Below are 20,570 nucleotides of genomic sequence, written 5' to 3' on the forward strand. Positions count from 1 at the left end.
AGTTCGTTCACGATGCGATCAAACACGTCGCTGTGGGGGGCGGAGGGGCCGGCGGGCCCGTTCAGGCCGGCGCGCACCACGGTTGTGTAGCGTGACGCCATGGGTGCTCGCATGTTCACCGCGATCCTGCCCCCCGCGAGTCTGGTCGAGGAACTCGACGACTTCCTCACGCCACGGCGTCCGGCCGAGGCGCGCCTGCGTTGGACCCGTCCGGAGGGTTGGCACCTGACGACCGCCTTCATGGCGGACGTCCCGGACCCCTCCCTGGAGCGCCTCACCGAGAACCTGGCGCAAGTCGCAGCACGGACGCCGGCGTTCCGGCTCCGGCTGGGTGGCGGCGGAGCGTTCCCGTGGCCGCTGGAGACGAAGGTCCTGTGGTTGGGCGTCCCGGAAGGGGGGCAGGAGCTCACGGCACTGGCCGGGCGCTGCCGCCACGCGGCGACGCGCGCGGGCATCCGCGTCGACGGTGCACGCTTCGTGCCCCACCTGACCCTGGCCCGGGCCAACCGCGCGATCGACACGACGCGCGTCGTCCGCGTGCTCGACGCGTTCGAGGCCGACGGCTGGGAGGCCACGGAGTTGGTGCTCGTCCACTCGCACCTGCACGACCGGGGCAACCGCTACGAGGTGGTGGGACGCTGGATGCTCGGTTCGAGCACCGAGATCGACCCGCCGGCCCCGCTGTCACGGAACTAGGGTGGGGCAACGCAGCGCCGAGACGAAGGACCACCCATGAGCGATCGCCGCATCGAGACTCTCGCCGTCCACGCCGGACAGGAGCAGGCTGACTCGGCCACCAACGCCCGCGCCGTCCCGATCTACCAGACGACCAGCTACGTCTTCGATGACACGCAGCACGCCGCGGACCTCTTTGCCCTGCGCAGGTCGGGCAACATCTACACGCGCATCATGAACCCGACCCAGAACGTCCTGGAGGAGCGGATCACCGCGCTCGAGGGTGGTCTGGCCTCGCTCGCCACGGCATCCGGTGCGGCGGCGATCACCTACGCGGTGCTGACGCTGGCCGGCGCCGGCGACAACATCGTCGCGAGCTCCAAGCTGTACGGCGGAACCTACGCGCTGTTCGCCCACACGCTGCCGCAGTTCGGCGTCGAGACCCGCTTCGTGGACCCCGACGACCCCTCCGCCCTCGCCGCTGTGGTCGATGACCGGACGAAGCTCGTCTTCGGGGAGAGCCTCGGCAACCCGGCGCTCAACGTCCTCGACATCCAGGCTTGGTCCGAGGCGGCCCACGCGCAGGGATTGCCGCTCATCATCGACAACACCGCCGCGACGCCGTACCTGTGTCGCGTGTTCGAGCACGGTGCCGACATCGCCGTCCACTCCACCACGAAGTACCTGACCGGCAACGGCACCTCGATGGGCGGCGTCATCGTCGACTCCGGCAGGTTCGACTGGGCAGCCCACCCCGACCGCTTCCCGAACCTGACCTCGCCGGACGGCGCCTATCACGGCGTCATCTGGACCGAGGCCGCCGGGCCCGCCGCCTTCATCATCCGTGCGCGCACGGTGCTGCTGCGCAACACGGGTGCGGCCATCTCGCCGTTCAACGCCTTCCAGACCCTCCTGGGCATGGAGACCCTCCACCTGCGCATGGAGCGCCACAGTGAGAACGCACTCAAGGTCGCGCAGTTCCTCGAGGCGGACGACCGCGTCGCCTGGGTGCGCTACCCGGGGCTGGATTCCGACCCGTACCACGAGACGGCGACCCGCGTGCTGGACGGTCGTGGCTTCGGCGGCCTGGTGTCCTTCGGCCTGAAGACGGGCCGTGAGGGCGGCTCGCGCTTCATCGAGTCCCTGGAGCTCTTCAGCCACCTGGCCAACATCGGGGACGCCAAGAGCCTCGCGATCCACAACGCGACCACGACGCACAGCCAGCTCTCCGAGTCCGAGCTCGTGGACGCCGGTGTGGCGCCGGAGGGTGTCCGACTCTCGATCGGCATCGAGAACGTCGACGACATCATCGCGGACCTTGACAAGGCGCTCTCTGCGTGACCCCTCCATCAGGCTCAGGGGGCTTTTCCGAGCAGCCCGGATCGGTCGGTGTCGTCGAGACGTCGATCGTCCGGCTGTTCACGGACGCCGAGCCGCTCGAATTGGCCGGTGGAGCCACGCTCGGCCCGGTCGATGTCGCCTACGAGACCTACGGCACCCTGAATGCGGACCGCAGCAACGCGGTCTTCATCTGTCATGCCCTGACCGGTGATGCCCACGCCGCCGGTTTCCACGAGGGGGCCCAGCGTCCCGGCTGGTGGGACAACCTGATCGGGCCCGGCAAGCCGCTGGACACCGACCGCTTCTTCGTCATCTCCGCGAACCTGATCGGCGGCTGCCAGGGCACCACCGGGCCGTCCAGCACCAATCCCGAGACCGGGGAGGCGTACGGGCTCGACTTCCCGTTGCTCGAGGTCGCCGACTTCGTCACCGTGCACCGGGCCCTGGTCGCCCACCTCGGCATCGACCGGCTGCTCGCCGTGCTGGGCGGGTCGCTGGGCGGGATGCAGGCGCTGCACTGGTCACTCGCCTTCCCGGGTGACCTGCAGCACGCGCTGGTGGTGGCGTCCTCGAGCCGCCTGACCGCGCAGAACATCGCCTTCTCGGCTGTTGCCCGCCGGGCGATCATGGCCGACCGCCAGTTCAAGAACGGCCAGTACGCGGCGGAGGGCACCATGCCGGCCGTGGGCCTCTCCATCGCGCGGATGATGGCCCACATCACCTACTTGTCCGAGGACGCCTTCACCGAGAAGTTCGGCCGGGACCCCCAGTTCGAGACCTCACGGCGCGGCTTCGGCATCGACTTCGCCGTGGAGAGCTACCTCGACCACCAGGGCACCACGTTCCTCGAGCGGTTCGACGCGCTGAGCTACCTGTACCTCACGCGGGTCATGGACTACTTCGATCCCTTCGCGGACCCGCAGGCCTTCGACCGCGTCCGCGAGGACCCGGTGAAGTTCCTCGTGTTGTCGTTCGACACCGACTGGCGCTTCTCGACCGAGCACTCGTTGCGCATCGTCCGGCACCTGGAATCCAACCGGTTGCCGGTGACGTTCCGTGAGCTGAAGTCCGCGTACGGACACGACTCCTTCCTGCTCGCGGACGCGAGCTACCACGCCACGTTGCGGGCCTACTTCGACCGAGCGCTGGAGGACGCATGATCCGCCCGGACGGACTCCGTCTCGACCTCGAACTCATTGCCGGCCAGGTGAAGCCGGGTTCGAGGGTGCTCGACATCGGGTGTGGTTCCGGAACCCTGCTGGCCCACCTGATGGCCACCAAGGGCTGCGCGGCGACCGGCATCGAGATCGACCCGGACCAGGTGCTGGCCGCGATCCGGAGCGGCGTCCCGGTGCTGGAGCGCGACGTCGACGAGGCCCTGGTCGACATCGAGGATGGCAGCTACGACGTCGTCGTCCTGTCCCGGACCCTCCAGACGATGCTGCGGCCGGAGTTCGTCCTGTCCCAGATGGGACGCGTCGCGGAGCGGATGGTCGTCTCGGTGCCGAACTTCGGCTACCTGCCCAACCGTCTCCGCCTCCTCGGCGGACGCATGCCGGTCAGCAAGGAACTGCCGTACGAGTGGTACGACACCCCCAACCTCCGCTTCACCACGCTGGCCGACCTGGAGGACCTCTTCGACAAGCTCGCCCTGGTGGTCGAGCGCCGCTACACGTACTCCCAGACCGGACGCCGTCTGCGCATGTACGGCAAGCTGCCGAACCTGCTGGCGGGGGCCGCTGTCTACGTGCTGCGTCCCGCGCGCTGAGCCATCGCCGCGACGATCCGGTCGGCGCTGCCGCCGAGGTTGAGTTCCTCGGCCAGGGCGGCGAAGAGGTCGGGATCCCTCGGTTCGGCGGGAAGCGTGAGGTCGACGTCCGGGAGCGACAGCGTTCGCGCCGCCGCCACGACCTCGCGGGCGGGGCCGAGGTAGTCCAGCGACGCCGCGAGCGACCGCTGGACGCCGGGGGAGAGGTTCGCAGCGGCGGCGACGATCCCGTCCAGGTCGCCGTACTTGCCGATCAGCGTCGCGGCGGTCTTCTCGCCGATGCCCTTCACGCCGGGGAGGCCGTCGGACGGATCGCCGCGCAGGACCGCGAAGTCGACGTAGCCGGCTCCGGTGATGCCGTACTTCGCCTGCAGCCAGGCGTCGTCGATGCGGTCGTGCCTCGCCATGCCGCGCCCGACGTACAGCACCCGGACGCCCCGCGCGTCGTCCACGAGTTGGAACAGGTCCCGGTCGCCGGTGACCACGTCGACGGGCCATGGCGACCGTGTGGCGAGGGTGGCGATCACGTCGTCGGCCTCATGGTCGGCGGAGCCGACGATCGGGAGCCCCAGGGCCTCGAGCGTCGCGCGGATCCACGGGACCTGGTGCGTCAGCGCCGGGGGCACCTCCTCGACCCAACCCCCGTTCGGGTCCGCCCGGACGACCCGGTGCGCCTTGTAGCTGGGCACCAGCGCCACCCGCCACGCGGGGCGCCAAGCGTCGTCCCAGCAGCAGGCGACGTGGGTGGGGGAGTAGTCGGTGATGAACCTGGCCAGGAAGTCGAGGAGTCCCTTCACGGCGTTGACGGGATCCCCGGACCTCGACCGCATCGAGTCGGGGAGGCCGAAGAAGGCCCGGAAGTACAAGGACGCAGAATCGACAAGGAGCGTTCTCCGGGCTTCCATGGGTCACCAGTGTGTCAGCATGGTCGCCATGGAAGACCTCGACACCCACATCCTCGCCCTGCTGGCGCGGGACGGGCGCATGTCCTACACCGACATCGGCAAGGCCACCGGGTTGTCGACGTCCGCCGCGCAGCAGCGGGTGCGTCGTCTGGAGCAGCGCGGGGTGATCACCGGCTACAAGGCCGTCATCGACCCGGCCGCCCTCGGCAAGTTGTTGACGGCGTTCATCTCCGTCACCACCAGTGACCCCCTCAAGGATGCGGAGTTGCCCCAACGGCTGTCGGATCTCCCCGAGGTCACCTCCTGCTACTCGGTGGCGGGGCGGGCCTCCTACGTGGTGATCGCCCAGGTCGAGACGCCCTCCGACCTCGAGCGGGTGCTCTCCGAGATCCGCACGCGGGGCCACGCGAGCACCGAGACCCAGTTGGTGCTCAGCGTTCCGTTCGCCGACCGTCCCCTGGTCTGACGCGCATCACCGGGGCGCGTCGCCCAGCCGCCGCAGCAGGTCCGCCTCCGCGATGCACGCGCTGGTGAAGTCGGACAGGTCGAAGGACTCGTCGATGCCGTGCATGCGTGAGTCGGGATCCACCACGCCGGTGACGAGCACGGCGGCTTCGGGGAACGCCTTCTGGAAAGCCCCCACCAGTGGGATCGAACCACCTTGGCCCACCTCGACCACGCCGGTCCCGAAGGCCTCGGAGTAGGCGATCCGCGCAGCCGCGGCGACCTTCCCCGACAGGGTGACGAGCGAGCCGTCGGCCGCCTCGGAGTGTCCGAAGGTGACCCGCGCGCCGTCCGGGGCATGGTCGCGCAGGTGCTGCTCGAGGGCCGCGAGGGCGGCATCGGCGTCCTGGCTCGGGGCAAGGCGCATGCTCACCTTGGCCCGCGCGGTGGGGGCCAACGTGTTCGAGGCGTCGGCGACGCGGGTGCAGTCGATGGCGAGGATCGTCACCGACGGCCGGCCCCACATGCGGTCGGCGGCGGGCCCGGTGCCGGTGAAGCGGACGCCTTCCAGCAGGCCCGTCTCCTCCCGCAGCCGGTCCTCGGGGTACTCGAGGGCGAAGGGCTCCTCCGAGACGAGCCCCTCGATCGCGACGTTGCCGTCCGCGTCGTGCAGGGTGGCCAGCATACGGACGAGCGTCGTCAGGGCATCGGGGGCGACGCCGCCGTACTGTCCCGAGTGCAGGGCGTGGTCGAGGGTGTCCACCTGGACCACCACGTCGGCCAGGCCACGCAATGCGGTGGTGAACGCCGGCGTCCCGACCTCCCAGTTGGCGGAGTCGCAGATGACGTAGACGTCGGCGGCCAGCAGGTCGGAGTGCCGCTCCATGACGGTGGCCAGCGACGGGGACCCGACCTCCTCCTCGCCCTCGATGAACAGGGTCACCCCGACCGGCGGCTTGCCGTCGAAGGCGCGCAGCGCGGCGAGGTGCACGGCGATGCCGGCCTTGTCGTCGACGACGCCGCGGGCGTAGAGGCGCCCGTCGCGCTCGGTGACGGTGAAGGGGTCGGACGTCCACAGGGCGCGGTCGCCGGTGGGCTGCACGTCGTGGTGGGCGTAGAGGCAGAGCGTCGGTGCGCCCTCGGGCGCGGGGAACCGCGCGATGACCGCGGGCTGCCCGCCCTCGGCGACGATCCGGACGTCCGGGCAGCCCAGGTCACGTGCGAACCGGGCGACCGCCTCGGCCGTGCGCTGCACGTCGCTGTGGTGGGCCGGGAGCGAACTCACCGACGGGATCGCCACCAGGTGGGCCAGGTCCGCCAGGACACCGGGGATCAGGGACTTCACGCGGTCACGCAGGTCGGTCATGCGAGAACACTAGCCCGGTAGGGTTGGCGAGTGACGTCGCGCGCCATCCATCCCGGGTTCCCCTGGTGGGTCCTCGCCCCCGTCGCCGGCATCGGTGGCCTCCTGGCGTCCGCCTCATTCATGCCGTTCAACGCCTGGCCGCTCGCCTTCGTCTCCGTGGCACTGCTCGCGTGGGCGGCGTCCCGGGCCGGCGACGTCCGCGGGGGGGTCGCGGTGGGCTGGGTGTTCGGCCTGACCTTCATGTTCACCTCGCTCATCTGGCAGACCTCGATCATGGTGCTGTCCTACGCGGGCCTGTCGACGGTCATGAGCCTTTTCTACGCCGCGCTGGGGGGCGCCCTCCAGGTGGCGTCGAAGCACCGCTGGTACCCCCTGTGGGGCGCGGGAGCGTGGACCCTCATGGAGTGGGGCACCTCGGTCCTCCCCTTCGACGGGTTCGCCTGGATGCGCCTCGGCTACACCCAACTCGACTCCTGGCTGGCCGGCTTCTACCCGCTCACCGGCGCGGCGTCGGTGACGTTCCTGGTCGCCCTGCTGGGCCACCTCCTGGCGCACGTCCTGGCCGGGCCCGGCGTGGCCCGGGCCGCTGCGCTCCTCACCGCGGCCGTCGCCACCGTGGCGGTCGGTCTGGCCGGTGCCGCTTGGCTGCCGGCGGCTCGGGGCGAGGGGAGTGTCGAGGTCGGCTGGGTGCAGCCCGGCGCCCCCGGGGGTGGCGTCTACGGCCTGGGCCCGGCCCGAACCGTGACCTTCAACTCCCGCGACCAGACCGCTCTTCTCATGGACGAGGTCAGGTCCGGCACGTGGCCTCGACCCGACTTCATCGCCTGGCCCGAGAACTCCACCGACATGGACCCCCGCCAGGACGCTCCCACCCGCTTCGCCGTCGAGAGCGCGGTCCGGGACGCCGGCGTACCGATCCTCGTCGGCTCCATCCACACCGACGATGCCCGTGAGGAGCGCCAGACCGTCGCAGTGTGGTGGGGCGACGCCTTCAGCCCGGCACTCGTCTATGCCAAGCGCAACCTCGTGCCCTTCGGTGAGTGGATCCCGTTCCGTGACTTCTTCCTGCCCCTGATCCCGCAACTGGAGTACGTCGGCTACCAGTCCGTGCCCGGCACCACGCCCGGCGCCTTCGCGGCGACCCTGCCCGACGGTCGCCGCATCCAGGTCGGGGTGGCCATCTGCTACGAGGTGATCTATCCCGAGACCGTGTTCGAGGCGGCGCGCCGGGCGGAACTCATGATCGTCCAGTCCAGCAATGCGATGTACCAGGGCACGATCCAGATCGACCAGCAGTTCGCGGCAACCCGCGTCCGGGCCGCCGAGACGCGCCGGGAGATCCTGGTCGTGACGACATCCGGCATCTCCGGCCTGATCGGGCAGCGCGGCGAGGTGCTGGAAAGGGCGCCCGACTCGGTGGGGGCCCACGGCGTCCACACCCTGCCGCTGCGGACGACCACCACCCCCGCCATGACCCTGTCCCGGTGGGTGGAGTACGTCCTCGCCGTTCAGGGACTGATCGGGGTCTGCCTCGGGCTCGTCGCCCGGAAACGTCATCGCCGAAGTGGGAGACTGGAGGGTGTGCCGGTCACAGCCGGCCAGTGAGGAGCTTGAAGCACATGCCGCAGTACGCCGATCTCGGGTCGATCCTGGTCATCATCCCGACGTACAACGAGATCGAGAACGTCGACATGATCACCGGACGTCTCCGTGCCTCCGTGCCCGAGGCCCACATCCTGATCGTGGACGACAACTCTCCCGATGGCACCGGACGCCGCGCCGACGAGTTGGCCGCCGAGGACGACCACGTCCACGTACTGCACCGTGTCGGCAAGGAGGGCCTGGGCGCCGCCTACAAGGCCGGCTTCGCCTGGGGGCTCGAGCGCGACCACGACGTCATCGTCGAGTTCGATGCAGACGGCTCCCACCAGCCCGAGCAACTCCCGCGGGTCCTGGCCGGCCTGCGCGAGGCGGACATGGTCAAGGGCTCGCGCTGGGTGCCCGGCGGCTCGGTCGTCAACTGGCCGCTGAGCCGCGAGTTGCTCAGCCGCGGCGGCTCGCTCTACACCCGGCTCATGCTCGGCCTGCCGGTCAAGGACATCACCGGCGGCCTCAATGCCTTCAGGGCCGACACCCTGCGGGCGATCCTGGACGACCCGATCGACGGGCAGGGCTACGGCATCCAGCGCGACCTGACGTGGAACGCGTACAAGCGCGGCTTCCGCATCAAGGAGGTCCCGATCGAGTTCATCGAGCGGACCGCGGGGGAGTCGAAGATGAGCGGCACCGTCGTCAAGGAGGCGATGATCCGCACGACCGAGCTGGGCCTGAAGCATCGGGGCGGCCAGGTCAGCGACGCGGTGCGCCGCGGACTCGGGCGTGCGCACGACCTCGGCCGGAACGCCGGACGCTTCGTGGGAGCGGTTTCCCGAGCGGCCGGCGACGCCGCGCGTGACGCCCGCCGGCGCGGGGGGAGCAACAGATGAGGAAGGCTGCCTGGGTGCTGGTCGGCCTCGGTGTCCTCGCGATCGCCGAGATCGCCCTCTTGGTGTGGGTGGCGGGCGAGATCGGCATCGGCTGGACGCTCCTCGTGCTGCTCGCGCTGGCCGCGGTCGGCGGATTCCTGCTGCGCCGCGAGGGCAGTCGGGCGTGGGCATCCCTGCGCGAGGCACGGACCGACCCGGCTGCTGTGGGCCGCACGATCTCGGACGCCGCCCTCGTCCTGGTGGGTGGCCTGCTGCTGATGCTCCCGGGCTTCGTGACCGACGTCCTCGGCATCATCTGCCTCGTCCCCGTGACGCGTCCGCTGGCGCGCCGAGGCGTCCAAGCCGTGCTCAGCGCCGCGACGCAGCGTCATCGCGACCGCGCCGACCTGGTGGACACGATGTTGCGCCCCGACACGGTCGTCCCCGGCGAGACGGTCGACCCCGGGAAGGCGCCCGGGAGCGGGCCACGCCCCGGTGACCCCACGGTGATCCGTGGGGCGATCGAGGAGTAGCCGCCTCCGGCGAGGGTCTCCCTCCCCGAGGACCGTGTGGTCGATCAGGGTTCCTTGCGGATCTCCTCGAGCCGCTCGGCCAGGATGTCCTCCAACTCCTCGATGGAGCGGCGCTCACGCAGCATGTCCCAGTGGGTGCGCGCGGGCTTGACCTCCTTGGGCTCCGGCTCGACACCGTCCGAACGCCGTGCCATCTGGCCGCACTTGGGACACTCCCACTCGGTGGGGAGCTCGGCCTCGGCGGCGAACGGAATGGAGAAGTGGTGCCCGTGGGGGCAGTCGAATCCGGTCTGCTGGCGCGGGGCCAGTTCAACTCCTGCGGGATCGGCGAGGCTCTTCGAGCCCAGGCCCTGACCCCTGAGTGCCTTGTCTGCCATGGCGTCCTCCCTTCATCGAGCCCAACGCTACCGGGGTGGTCAATGTTCCCCCAGCGGCGGACGGGGGGAATCTCAGGCGAAGCTGTGGCCGTGCTCCCGGACCGGGATGAGCACGATCAGGCCGGCGAGCAGGATCAGCACGATGCCGAGGATCCCCCAGTAGGCGGTGTTCTGCTCACCGGTGACGGTGGCGCCGAGGGTCACCGCGACGCCGAACGCGGCAGGGGAGAGGAACGAGATCGCGCGTCCGGTGGTGGCGTACAGCCCGAAGATCTCACCCGCCTTGCCCTCGGGGATGAGCCGCGCCAGGAACGAGCGGGACGCCGACTGGGCGGGACCGACGAAGGCCGTCATGCCCATGCCGAGGGTCCAGAACACGATCTTTCCCTGGTCGTGGAGGAAGAAGATGCCCAGGCCGAGCACGACCAGCGCCACCAGCGAGATCAGGATGACCTTCTTGGGGCCGATCCTGTCGTCCAGGAGCCCGAACAGCATGGTCGAGATTCCCGCGATGATGTTGGCGACGGCACCGAAGATGATCACGTCGCCCGGCGCGAAGCCGAACGTGAGCGCGGCCAGGACGGCCCCGAAGGCGAACACGCCGGAGAGGCCGTCGCGGAACAGGGCCGAGGCCGCCAGGAAGAACACCGTGTGTGGGCTGGAGCGCCACAGCCTGGCGATCGAGTGGCCGAGCAGGCGGTAGGACGCGACGATGCCGACCTTGACGGGCTCCTCGGCGCGCGGTGGGTCCTTCAGGGTCACAAAGGTGGGGATCGTGAAGAGCAGGATCCAGACGCCGCAGACGATCATCGAGGCGCGGATGTCCAGCGCGTCCGTGTTCGTCACGCCGAACAGGCCGACCTCGGGGGAGATGAACCCGAAGTAGAGCACCAGCAGGGCCACGATGCCTCCGAGGTAGCCCAGCCCCCAGCCGAAGCCGGAGATCCGGCCGACATTGTCCTTGGTGGAGACCTCGTCGATGAGGGAGTAGTAGTTCACGTTGGCGATCTCGCCGATGATGGACGCCACGGCCAGGATGCCCAGGCCCAGCCACAGGAACGCCGGGTCGGGACGGACGAAGAAGAGCGACGCGGCCAGGGCGGCGATGAGCCACGTCTGCCACTTCAGGTTGCGGACGGTGCGGCCGGTCCGGTCGGACCGCTGGCCCAGCACGGGGGCGATCAGCGCGACCACCAGACCGGCCAGGCCGGTCGACAGCGCCAGCGCCGAGGCGGTCTCGTTCTGGGGGCCGAACGCCTTGCCGGTGATGTAGACGCTGAACACGAACGTGATGATGACCGTGTTGAGGGGTTGCGTGCCCCAGTCCCACATCGCCCAACCCCAGACCTTGCGGCGGCTGCTGGGTGGGTTGTCCTCGAGCGCGGAGCCCTCCGCGGGGAGCGCGGTGTTGTCGGTCATGCGTGTCCTTCCCAGAGGTCGCGCTCGACCAGGACGGCCTTGAGCGTGGCGAGGTCGTCGGAGACGAGGCCGTCGACGCCGAGGTCGATGAGGCGCTCCATCTCGGGGCGTTCGTTGATCGTCCACACGTGGACGACGGCGCCCCGGCGGTGGGCGGCCTCGATCATCCCGCGCGTGAGGAGTCGGACGCCGGTCCGCGGCTCGTTCGTCGGCATCTGGAACGCCTGCCCACCCAGCGGGAAGAGGTCCCGGACGCCCGGGAGCAGCGAGAAGACGCCCACCTCGACGGGGGAGGCGGACGTGGCGACCCTGCCACCGGTGAGGGTCCGGAAACGCGTGAGGCTGGCCGTGCGGAAGCTCCCGACGCACACGCGCGCGTGGGCGGCGTGGCGGTCAAGGGTGTCCACCAGCGGCTCGATCGCACCCGGCGCCTTGATGTCGATGTTGAAGCGTGCCAAGGGCAGGCTGTCCAGGAGCTCGTCCAGCGTGGGGATCGGCTCGGAGCCGCCGATTCGGGCCCGGCGGACCTCCGCCCACGGCAGGTCGGCGATGCGGCCCCCGGCGTCCGTGACGCGGTCGAGGACGTCGTCGTGGAAGGCGACCAGTGTCCCGTCGGACGTCACGTGGACGTCCGTCTCCAGGTGCGTGAAGCCGAGGTCCCAAGCCGCCCGGAACCCGCGCAGGCTGTTCTCGACCGCCGCTGGTGTGGTCTCGGTGAAGCCGCCGCGGTGGGCCATGGCGATGAACGGCGACGTGAAGTACTCGTAGACCGCAGCCCGTCTCTCCCGCATGCTGATCACCTTAGGCACCTCAGGTGTCGCGTGCGTGAACGTCGGCGGCGACACTCACTCCTGCACCCGCACCCCAGCGCGCAGGCCCCGCGCAGAGCCGGGCGCCGGGGGTGCACAATGGACCCCCGTGACCACGATTCTCTCCATCCAGTCCTCCGTCGCCTACGGGCATGTGGGGAACAGTGCCGCCACGTTCCCGCTCATGCGCATGGGCTTCGAGGTCTGGCCGGTCCTGACCGTCCACTTCAGCAACAACACGTCCTACCCGCAGTGGAAGGGGCCGCTGCTGCGCCCCGAGGACGTACACGACGTGGTGGTGGGCATCGACACCCTCGGCGTGCTGCCGGCGGTGGACGCCGTGCTCACCGGGTACCAAGGGGCCCCGGCGATGGGCGCGGAGATCCTCAAGATGGTCGACCTGGTGAAGCAGCGCAGCCCGCGCGCCGTCTACTGCTGCGACCCGGTGATGGGCGATGTCGGCCGTGGCATGTACGTGCTGCCGGGTATCCCCGAGTTCGTGCGCGACAACGTCGTGGCCGTGGCGGACATCCTCACCCCGAACCACTACGAGCTGAACTTCCTGACCGGCCGCGATGCGACCAAGACGGTCGACGAGGTGATCGAGGCGGCCCATGACCTGCGTGAGGTCGGCCCGGAGGTCGTCCTCGTGACGTCCGTCGTCACCGAGGAGGCCGCGCCCGACACCGTGACCATGGTCGCGGTCAACAGCGAGGGTGCCTGGTCGGTGACCACGCCGCTGCTGGGCCGCACCTTCACCGGCTCGGGCGACCTGACCACGTCCATTTTCCTGGCGGCGCTGTTCGAGTCCGGCTCCGTTTCCGATGCCGTGGGTCGCACCGCCGACGTCGTCTATTCGGTGCTGGAGCGGACCACTCAACTCGACCGGCGCGAGCTGGCCCTGGTGGCGGCGCAGGACGACCTGGTCGCCCCGCGTCACCACTTCGACGTCATCCGGATGCGCTGACGAGCACCGGATCACTTGACGTTTCAACTACCATGTAGGATGGTTCCCATGAGTGAACTGACCGTGTCATGGTCCAGGCCGGAGGATGAGCGAGCAGGGACACGCCTGGTGGTGGCCCTCCACGGACGGGGTGCCGACGAACAGTCGATGGCCCCCCTCGCGCCCTACTTCGGTGATGGGGTGACGATGGCGGCCGTGCGCGGCCCCGTCCCACTGGGCGGCGGCGCCTACACGTGGTTCGAGAACCGTGGCATCGGGCGACCGGTGGAGGCGTCCATCAAGCAGTCCGCCGCCGAGGTGTTCGGCTGGCTGGACCACGTGGCCGGCGACTTCTCGTCCGTGCACCTGCTGGGGTTCTCCGGGGGGACGGCGATGGCTGGCGGACTGCTCCTGACCGAGCCGGACCGGTTCGCCGGGTCCGTCCTGCTGTCGGGCACCCTGCCTTGGGATGCCGGCTTCGACACGTCCGCCGGACGCCTGGCGGGACGACACGTGTTCTACGGCCACGATCCGGCCGACGCGGTCATCCCGGCGCCCCTGATCGCGCGCTCGCTGCAGTGGCTCCGCGAGGAGTCGGGTGCGGACTTCGCGGAGCACACCTACCCCGGGATGGGCCACGGCATCAATGCCCAACTGCTGGGCGACGTGGTCCGATTCGTGACCCGGGATTGAGTGACCGCCGCAGACGAAGGAACCCCTCGGCTCGCGTGAGCTGAGGGGTCCCCGTCGAGTCGGAATCAGTCGAAGAAGACCTGGATGTCGGCACCGAGCCGGTTGAGGCGGTTGGCGAGGTCCTCGTAGCCGCGGTTGATGACGTACACGTCCCGCAGGATCGTGATGCCCCGGGCGGCCATCGAGGCGAGCAACAGGCAGACGGCCGGACGGAGTGCCGGCGGGCAGACGAGCTCCTGACTGCGCCAGCGGGTCGGACCGTTCACCACGAGGCGGTGGGGGTCGAGCAGCTGCGTGTTGGCCCCCAGCTTGTTGAGCTCCAGGAGGTGGATCGCCCGGTTCTCGTACACCCAGTCGTGGATCAGCGTCCGCCCTTCCGCCTCGGCCGCGATGACGGCGAAGAACGGCAGGTTGTCGATGTTCAGTCCCGGGAAGGGCATCGGGTGGATCTTGTCCACCGCGGCGTGCAACTCGCTGGGGTAGACGGTGATGTCGACCAGGCGGGTCTTGCCGTTGGCCGCGGCGTACTCCTGCGACAGCTCGACCTTCAGGCCCATGTCCACCAGGATCGCGAGCTCGATCTCGAGGAACTCGATCGGCGCGCGGCGGATCGTCAGCTCCGACTTGGTCACCACGGCGGCGGTGATCAGGCTCATGGCCTCGATCGGGTCCTCCGAGGGGGCGACGCTCACGTCGGCGGCGATCTCCTCGACCCCGGTCACGGTCAGGGTGGTCGAGCCGATGCCCTCGATCCGGACGCCGAGGGCCTCCAGGAAGAAGCACACGTCCTGGACCATGTAGTTGGGGGAGGCGTTGCGGATGACCGTGGTGCCCGGGTAGAGGGCAGCGGCCATCAGGACGTTCTCGGTGACGGTGTCGCCGCGTTCGGTGAGGGTGATGTGTCGGACACCCTCCTCGGTCTCGCGGACGTTGGCGTGGTACCAGCCGTCGGTGGCCGTCACCTCGAGGCCGAAGTACTGCAGGGCCTGGAGGTGCGGGGTGACGGTACGGGTGCCGAGGTTGCACCCGCCGGCGTAGGGGAGTTGGAACTCGGGCAGCAGGTGGAGGAGGGGGCCGAGGAACATGATCACCGAGCGCGTCCGGCGCGCGGCCTCGATGTCCATCGAGGAGAGGTCGAGGACCTCGGGGCGGATCAGCTCAAGCCTGGACTTGTCGTCCGACCAGGTGACCTGGACGCCGATGGAGGACAGCACCTCGAGGATGCGGTTGACCTCCTCGATCTGCGCGATGCCCTCCAGAACGGTCCGGCCCTTGTTGAGCAGCGAGGCACACAGCAGCGCCACGGCGGCGTTCTTGGAGGAGCGGACGTCGATGCTGCCGGCGAGCTGGGTGCCGCCCTTGATGCGCAGGTGCATCGTCCGCGCCGTCGGCGCGAGTGACGGGTCCTGCAGGGTCGTGGCGATGCTGGTCAACCGCGTCAGGTCGAGCTCGCGCGCCCCCGTCTCGATCGCACGCAGGTCCGCGGTGTCGATGTCCAGCGCCGTCGCCACCTGTTCGGGGGACAACCCGCGCTGCATGCGCGCGTCTCGAATGAGTCGGCCGAGGCTCTCGGAACTGTTCTGGGTCACGCCGGCCGAGTCTAGCGCGGGCGGGCGCTTTCCCTCGACGGCGGTTGCCAGTAATAGAGTGTCGGCCATGAGCTCTCACTACGACGTCGTTGTCCTCGGAGCCGGCCCCGGCGGGTATGTCGCCGCCATCCGCGCCGCTCAGTTGGGCAAGAAGGTTGCCATCATCGAGAAGGAGTACTGGGGTGGAGTCTGCCTGAACGTGGGCTGCATTCCCACCAAGTCGCTCCTGCGCAACGCCGAACTCGCGCACATCGTCACGAAGGAGGCGAAGACCTTCGGTATCAGCGGCGACATCTCGCTCGACTACGGTGTCGCGTTCTCGCGCTCCCGCAAGGTGTCCGAGCGCATGGTCGGTGGCATCCACTACCTGATGAAGAAGAACAAGATTCAGGAGATCCACGGCTGGGGCACGTTCAAGGACGCCAAGACCATCGAGGTCGCCACCAACGAGGGTGCCACCGAGACGGTCACCTTCGACAGCGTGATCATCGGCGTCGGTGCCACCACCAAGTTGCTGCGTGGCACCCAGTGGAGCGAGAACGTCATCTCGTACAAGGAGCAGATCCTCGCCGACAACCTGCCCAAGTCGATCATCATCGGCGGCTCCGGCGCGATCGGCACCGAGTTCGCCTACGTGCTGAACTCCTACGGGGTCGACGTCACCATCGTGGAGTACCTCGACCGCATGGTCCCCAACGAGGACGCCGACGTCTCGGCAGAGCTCGCCAAGGCGTACAAGAAGCTCGGCATCAAGGTGCTGACGAGCACCGCCGTCACGCAGGTCGAGGACACCGGCTCCGGCGTCCGCGTCACCGTCGAGCCCGCCAAGGGCGGCGAGGCGAAGGTGCTCGAGGCCGACAAGATGCTGCAGGCCATGGGCTTCGCCGCGCGCCTGGAGGGCTACGGCCTGGAGAACACCGGCGTCGCCACCGACCGCGGTGCGATCGTCGTCGACGACTACATGCGCACCAACGTCGAGGGCGTCTACGCCATCGGCGACTGCACCGGCAAGCTCATGCTGGCCCACACCGCCGAGGCCCAGGGCGTCATCGCGGCGGAGACCATCGCCGGTGTGGAGACCATGCCGCTCGACTACGTCATGATCCCGCGCGCCACCTACTGCCAGCCGCAGGTCGCCTCGTTCGGCTACACCGAGGCCCAGGCCAAGGAGAAGGGCTACGACGTCAAGGTCGGCAAGTTCCCGTTCTCGGCCAACGGCAAGGCCTGGGGCCTGGGGGATGCCACGGGCTTCGTCAAGGTCGTGGTGGACGCCGAGCACGGCGAGTTCCTCGGTGCGCACATGATCGGGCCGGACGTGACCGAGCTCCTGCCGGAGCTGGTCCTCGCCCAGCAGTGGGACCTCACCGCCCACGAGGTCGGCCGCGCCGTTCACGCGCACCCGACCCTGTCCGAGGCGATCAAGGAGGCCGTCGAGGGCTCCGTCGGGCACATGATCAACTTCTGATCACGGCCGTCCCGCAACAGCGAAGGGGACGCCACGCCGCTTGGCGTGGCGTCCCCTTCGCTGTGGAGGGTCAGGCTCGCAGCGAGTCCAGGGGGCCGAGGTACTTCTCGGGGTCGACCGGCTGGCCGGACTCGTACGTGATGAAGTGCAGGTGCGGCTTGGTCGACAAGCCGGTGGACCCGACGCGGCCGATGAGCTGGCCCCGGTTGACGTGCTGGCCGACCTCGACTGCGACCGACTCCAGATGCAGGTAGCCCGTCCCGACGGCGGGTGTGTCGCCGAGGGTGCCGTGATCGATCTTGAGGTGGAGGCCTGCGGAGGGATCCCACGCCACCGTGCCCACGATCCCCGTCTCTGCGGCGTACACCGGCTCGCCGGCGCGGTTGCCGATGTCGATGCCGTTGTGCAGCCTCCACGCACGGAGGACGGGGTGGAAGCGCGTGCCGAACGGGCTGGTGGGGCTCCCGAGGGTTCCCGTGGGCTGGAGCAGGGGAGCGGAGGCCGTCGGCACCGGGACGGCCGGCGCCGCGTCGGGGCACGCGTAGTAGCCGGCGACGTAACCGGAGCCGTCGCCGAGCCGCAGCCAGGTTCCCTGCATCGCCCCGGTCATGGTCGTGCCCTGGGCGAGCCGACGGAGCTCGGCCGACTGGGTCGTCGCGCGCTCGCGCACCCGGACGGACGCGGTCCGGCAGACCTGGAAGGTGGCCCCACCGGCCGACGGTGCCGCCACCCGGGTCGACGGGGCGGCGGCCGCGGCTGGGGCCGCGCACGTGTAGTAGGCGGCCACGAACCGGCCATCGACGAGGCGGAACCAGGTGCCCTGCTGCTCACCCGAGACGGCGGTGCCGCGGGTGAGGCGTCCGAGCTCACGCGAGGATGTGGTGGCGGCCGAGCGGACGCGGACCCAGTCGTAGTTGCAGATGACGCGCGCCTCCGCGGCCGCGGCGTCCGTCGGCGCGATCACGAGGACGCCGACGGCGGCCAGCATGGCGGTCAGGAAGCCTGAGAGAAGGCGGGCATAAGGGCGCACGGCGGAACTCACTCCTCGTGGACGGACGGGTGACAGCAAGGGACCGCCGGGGTGAACGGGCCTGTCAGCATGGTTTCGTCGTGCCCTCGGCGCTTTCAAGCCGAGCCGCCAGATCGGTCGCCAAGTCTCGACCAGCGGCTGAGGGATGCCTGGGTCGCGGCCGGGACCGTCCCGGGGTCGGCCGGACGTCCACCGCGTGGGGCGGGCCCCACCAGCCCCTCCCTGGTTGTCCGATAATGCACATTATGACATTACGCTGCTGGGGTCCACCGTTCGGAGCCGGCGCGCACTCCTCCGTGGCTCAGGCCTCGTCGCGTGCCCTCCCCGCCCGCAGGGCACGGTGCCGGGCGTACTCGCGCGCGGTGAGGATGATGATGAAGACGTCGAACCCGGTGAGCAACAGCAACCCGAGGGTCACGTTCATCGCGAGCAGGTACACCTGCCAGCCCGTGAAGGCGACCAGGAACGCGATCAGCCAGGGATACGCCCAGAGCTTGTCGCGCAGCACAGCCCCGGCCAGCACCACCTTGACCAACCCGTGCGCCAAGAGATAGAGCGCACCGAACTGCGTGGTCGCCACGTTCAGTTCGGCGGTGTAGCGGACGAGCAGGTTCGCGATGAGGTCGCCGGGGTCCTCGGCGAGCTCGCCGCGGGTGGCCGCTCGGACGGCCGCGCGGATCTGGTCCGGAGCGACCAGGAGCAGCAGCGCTCCCCCGATCGTCTCGAGGAGTCCATCGGCCACCTTCAGGACCAGGCTGACGAAGAAGGTACGGTCCAACAGCCCGTCCCCGTTGGCGGTGCTCACGGGGCCGAGGCTACCGGGCGACCCCGGACCAGAGCGAGGGCCCCGGGTCTGCAACCCCGGGGCCCTCGCTCCATACCGCGCACTCACATCTCGTCGTGGCGGACCTCACGCTCCACGGTCTCGGCGCCCTGCGCACCCTGAACGTTGGTGCGCTCGGTGGTGACGGCCGAGCGCGGACGGTTGGCGATGAGGCCCACGACCAGCCAGATGGCCGCAGCGACCAAGAGGATCAGGCCGATCATCTTGGTGTCCACTCCCTTGATCAAGTCCGACATCGCAAGGTAGAGAATGGCTCCGACGACGCCGAGGGCCACTGGTCCACCGATATTGACGACTCGCATGATGTTGGTCCTTCCGGGCCAGGGATCCGGGTGACCCCTTTTGCCCTCAGGCTAGTGAGGCCGCGAAGGGCAGAGGATCCGGGTGACCCCCCGGGGGAACCCTAGTTTTTCCGATACAGCCGGGCGTGCTGGTAGACGGGTTCCGACGTCACATTGACGCCCAGGTTGCGGAAGATCCCCTCGTCCACGGGGCCCAGGATCGTGGTGGTGTGCACATCGCAACCACGGAGCCTGTGCAGTTCCGCACGGGCGCGGCGCGCGTTGTCGTCGGTGTTCGCGCTGACCGACAAGGCGATCAGCACCTCGTCGGTGTGTAGGCGGGGGTTCCGGCTGCCGAGGTGATCGGTCTTGAGGGTCTGGATCGCCTCGATCGTTTCCGTGGCCAGCAACTTCACCTCGGGATCGATGCCGGCGAGCGCCTTGAGCGCGTCCAGCAGCATCGCCGCGCAGTTCCCCAGCAGGGCCGACGTCTTGCCGGTCACGATCGTGCCGTTGGGCAGTTCGATGGCGGACGCCGGCCCCTTCGTCCGCCTCTCCAGCTCGAGGGCGGGGAGGACGGTGGGCCGGTCCTCCTTGGCGATGCCGAGCTGTCCCATCAGCAGTGCGACACGATCGGACTGCGTCGGCTCCAGCTCTTCGCGCTTCTCGTGCACCAGCGCCTTGAAGTACCGGCGGATGACCTCTTGCTCGGACGCGTGGCGGCACACCTCGTCGTCACTGATGCAGAGCCCGGCCATGTTGACGCCCATGTCGGTGGGAGACCGGTAGGGCGACTCCCCCAGCACCCGCTCGAACAGAGCCTTGAGGACGGGAAAGACCTCGACGTCGCGGTTGTAGTTCACGACCTGCTCACCGTAGGCGGCCAGATGGAACGGGTCGATCATGTTCACGTCGTCGAGGTCGACCGTGGCGGCCTCGTAGGCGACGTTGACCGGGTGGGCCAGCGGCAGGTTCCAGATCGGGAACGTCTCGAACTTGGCGTACCCGGACGCGATGCCCCGCTGATGGTCGTGGTAGACCTGCGAGAGGCAGGTGGCCATCTTGCCGCTGCCCGGTCCCGGCGCGGTGATCACCACCAGGTCGCGGGACGTCTCCACGTACTCGTTGCGGCCGTAGCCCGACTCGCTGACGATTCCGCCGACGTCGTGCGGGTAGCCCTTGATCGGGAAGTGCCGGAACACCCGGACGCCCAGCCGTTCGAGCTTGCGACGGAACGCCTTCGCCGGGCGGTTGTCGTCCGACCACTGGGTCATCACCACGCTTCCGACGAGGAAGCCCCGGTTCCGGAACTCATCGATCAGGCGCAGCGTGTCCGCGTCGTAACCGATGCCCAGATCAGCGCGCACCTTGTTGCGGGACAGGTCCCCGGCGCTGACGACGATCACGATCTCGATGTCGTCGACCAGTTGGGTCAGCATCTCGATCTTGTTGTCGGGCGTGAACCCGGGCAGCACGCGCGAGGCGTGCATGTCGTCGAAGAGCTTGCCACCGAACTCGAGGTAGAGCTTGCCGCCGAACTGCTGGCGGCGCGCCTCGATGTGCTCCGACTGGAGGGCCAGGTACTTCTCGCGGTCGAACCCGATCGTGCGCATCTCTCCC

The 20,570-nt window shown here is 69.4% G+C and carries 21 protein-coding genes; 11 read left to right on the forward strand and 10 right to left on the reverse strand.

The window, feature by feature from the left end; translation table 11 throughout:
* The first annotated feature begins 99 nt into the window (after positions 1-99).
* The 4 genes from thpR to metW are packed head-to-tail and all read left to right on the forward strand — an operon-like array spanning position 100 to position 3,784.
* On the forward strand, positions 100-696 hold the full coding sequence (gene thpR / locus AC5YDA_RS04025) for an RNA 2',3'-cyclic phosphodiesterase (RefSeq protein WP_496188639.1): 597 nt from the start codon (positions 100-102) through the stop codon (positions 694-696).
* A gap of 36 nt (positions 697-732) precedes the next feature.
* Positions 733-2,016: an O-acetylhomoserine aminocarboxypropyltransferase/cysteine synthase family protein gene (locus tag AC5YDA_RS04030; protein WP_496188638.1), complete on the forward strand. Its 1,284-nt coding sequence runs from the start codon at positions 733-735 to the stop codon at positions 2,014-2,016.
* Entirely contained in the window at positions 2,013-3,176 is a 1,164-nt protein-coding gene (gene metX, locus AC5YDA_RS04035; RefSeq protein WP_496188637.1) for a homoserine O-acetyltransferase MetX, read from the forward strand. Before AC5YDA_RS04030 ends, metX begins: the two co-directional genes overlap by 4 nt.
* Positions 3,173-3,784 (forward strand): methionine biosynthesis protein MetW, encoded by a 612-nt coding sequence (gene metW, locus AC5YDA_RS04040; protein ID WP_496188636.1) that lies wholly within the window; start codon positions 3,173-3,175, stop codon positions 3,782-3,784. Before metX ends, metW begins: the two co-directional genes overlap by 4 nt.
* On the opposite strand, the gene AC5YDA_RS04045 is transcribed toward metW, so the two are convergent.
* Positions 3,760-4,689, reverse strand: a complete 930-nt coding sequence (locus tag AC5YDA_RS04045; RefSeq protein ID WP_496188635.1) for a 5'-3' exonuclease — start codon at positions 4,687-4,689, stop codon at positions 3,760-3,762. The two genes, metW and AC5YDA_RS04045, sit on opposite strands and share 25 nt — an antisense overlap.
* 19 nt (positions 4,690-4,708) lie before the next feature.
* Here AC5YDA_RS04045 and AC5YDA_RS04050 point away from each other — a divergent pair, with 19 nt between their 5' ends.
* A complete protein-coding gene (locus AC5YDA_RS04050) occupies positions 4,709-5,155 on the forward strand; it encodes an Lrp/AsnC family transcriptional regulator (protein WP_496192769.1) in 447 nt (148 codons plus the stop codon).
* A gap of 6 nt (positions 5,156-5,161) precedes the next feature.
* Here AC5YDA_RS04050 and AC5YDA_RS04055 read toward each other — a convergent pair whose 3' ends face one another.
* Positions 5,162-6,499, reverse strand: a complete 1,338-nt coding sequence (locus tag AC5YDA_RS04055) for a dipeptidase (RefSeq protein WP_496188633.1) — start codon at positions 6,497-6,499, stop codon at positions 5,162-5,164.
* Positions 6,500-6,529: 30 nt separating this feature from the next.
* Here AC5YDA_RS04055 and lnt point away from each other — a divergent pair, with 30 nt between their 5' ends.
* The 3 genes from lnt to AC5YDA_RS04070 are packed head-to-tail and all read left to right on the forward strand — an operon-like array spanning position 6,530 to position 9,497.
* Entirely contained in the window at positions 6,530-8,104 is a 1,575-nt protein-coding gene (gene lnt, locus AC5YDA_RS04060) for an apolipoprotein N-acyltransferase (RefSeq protein ID WP_496188632.1), read from the forward strand.
* 14 nt (positions 8,105-8,118) lie between these two features.
* Positions 8,119-8,985: a polyprenol monophosphomannose synthase gene (locus tag AC5YDA_RS04065; protein ID WP_496188631.1), complete on the forward strand. Its 867-nt coding sequence runs from the start codon at positions 8,119-8,121 to the stop codon at positions 8,983-8,985.
* Positions 8,982-9,497, forward strand: a complete 516-nt coding sequence (locus AC5YDA_RS04070) for an FxsA family protein (protein WP_496188630.1) — start codon at positions 8,982-8,984, stop codon at positions 9,495-9,497. The genes AC5YDA_RS04065 and AC5YDA_RS04070 overlap by 4 nt, the downstream gene beginning before the upstream one ends.
* A gap of 44 nt (positions 9,498-9,541) precedes the next feature.
* On the opposite strand, the gene AC5YDA_RS04075 is transcribed toward AC5YDA_RS04070, so the two are convergent.
* The 3 genes from AC5YDA_RS04075 to AC5YDA_RS04085 all read right to left on the reverse strand — a co-directional run bounded on the left by AC5YDA_RS04075 (position 9,542) and on the right by AC5YDA_RS04085 (position 12,084).
* A complete protein-coding gene (locus AC5YDA_RS04075; protein WP_496188629.1) occupies positions 9,542-9,874 on the reverse strand; it encodes an RNA polymerase-binding protein RbpA in 333 nt (110 codons plus the stop codon).
* Between the two features lie 72 nt (positions 9,875-9,946).
* Positions 9,947-11,293: an MFS transporter gene (locus tag AC5YDA_RS04080; protein ID WP_496188628.1), complete on the reverse strand. Its 1,347-nt coding sequence runs from the start codon at positions 11,291-11,293 to the stop codon at positions 9,947-9,949.
* Positions 11,290-12,084, reverse strand: coding sequence for a glycerophosphodiester phosphodiesterase family protein (locus AC5YDA_RS04085; protein WP_496188627.1), 795 nt, complete (start codon positions 12,082-12,084; stop codon positions 11,290-11,292). Before AC5YDA_RS04085 ends, AC5YDA_RS04080 begins: the two co-directional genes overlap by 4 nt.
* Before the next feature lie 127 nt (positions 12,085-12,211).
* Between AC5YDA_RS04085 and pdxY the strand changes: the two genes are divergently transcribed.
* Together pdxY and AC5YDA_RS04095 are read left to right on the forward strand one after the other, a co-directional pair.
* Entirely contained in the window at positions 12,212-13,069 is an 858-nt protein-coding gene (gene pdxY, locus AC5YDA_RS04090) for a pyridoxal kinase PdxY (protein ID WP_496188626.1), read from the forward strand.
* A 48-nt stretch (positions 13,070-13,117) separates the two neighbouring features.
* Positions 13,118-13,741: an alpha/beta hydrolase gene (locus AC5YDA_RS04095; protein ID WP_496188625.1), complete on the forward strand. Its 624-nt coding sequence runs from the start codon at positions 13,118-13,120 to the stop codon at positions 13,739-13,741.
* 65 nt (positions 13,742-13,806) lie between these two features.
* Here the strand turns inward: AC5YDA_RS04095 and AC5YDA_RS04100 are convergent, their stop codons facing one another.
* Positions 13,807-15,330, reverse strand: coding sequence for a UDP-N-acetylglucosamine 1-carboxyvinyltransferase (locus tag AC5YDA_RS04100; RefSeq protein ID WP_496188624.1), 1,524 nt, complete (start codon positions 15,328-15,330; stop codon positions 13,807-13,809).
* A 67-nt stretch (positions 15,331-15,397) separates the two neighbouring features.
* On the opposite strand from AC5YDA_RS04100, the gene lpdA reads away from it, so the two are divergent.
* Positions 15,398-16,795 (forward strand): dihydrolipoyl dehydrogenase, encoded by a 1,398-nt coding sequence (gene lpdA / locus AC5YDA_RS04105; protein ID WP_496188623.1) that lies wholly within the window; start codon positions 15,398-15,400, stop codon positions 16,793-16,795.
* Between the two features lie 70 nt (positions 16,796-16,865).
* Here the strand turns inward: lpdA and AC5YDA_RS04110 are convergent, their stop codons facing one another.
* The 4 genes from AC5YDA_RS04110 to AC5YDA_RS04125 form a co-directional block, all read right to left on the reverse strand.
* Positions 16,866-17,825, reverse strand: coding sequence for a peptidoglycan DD-metalloendopeptidase family protein (locus tag AC5YDA_RS04110; RefSeq protein WP_496188622.1), 960 nt, complete (start codon positions 17,823-17,825; stop codon positions 16,866-16,868).
* Between the two features lie 301 nt (positions 17,826-18,126).
* A complete protein-coding gene (locus tag AC5YDA_RS04115) occupies positions 18,127-18,630 on the reverse strand; it encodes a DUF2127 domain-containing protein (protein ID WP_496188621.1) in 504 nt (167 codons plus the stop codon).
* 83 nt (positions 18,631-18,713) lie between these two features.
* The gene (locus AC5YDA_RS04120) at positions 18,714-18,971 is read right to left on the reverse strand and encodes a DUF6458 family protein (RefSeq protein WP_496188620.1); all 258 of its coding nucleotides are present in this window, start codon (positions 18,969-18,971) and stop codon (positions 18,714-18,716) included.
* Between the two features lie 101 nt (positions 18,972-19,072).
* Complete coding sequence (locus AC5YDA_RS04125; protein WP_496188619.1) at positions 19,073-20,563, reverse strand: DUF1846 domain-containing protein; 1,491 nt, start codon at positions 20,561-20,563, stop codon at positions 19,073-19,075.
* Positions 20,564-20,570: the final 7 nt, after the last annotated feature.

The organism is Propioniciclava sp. LT294, from assembly GCF_059516005.1.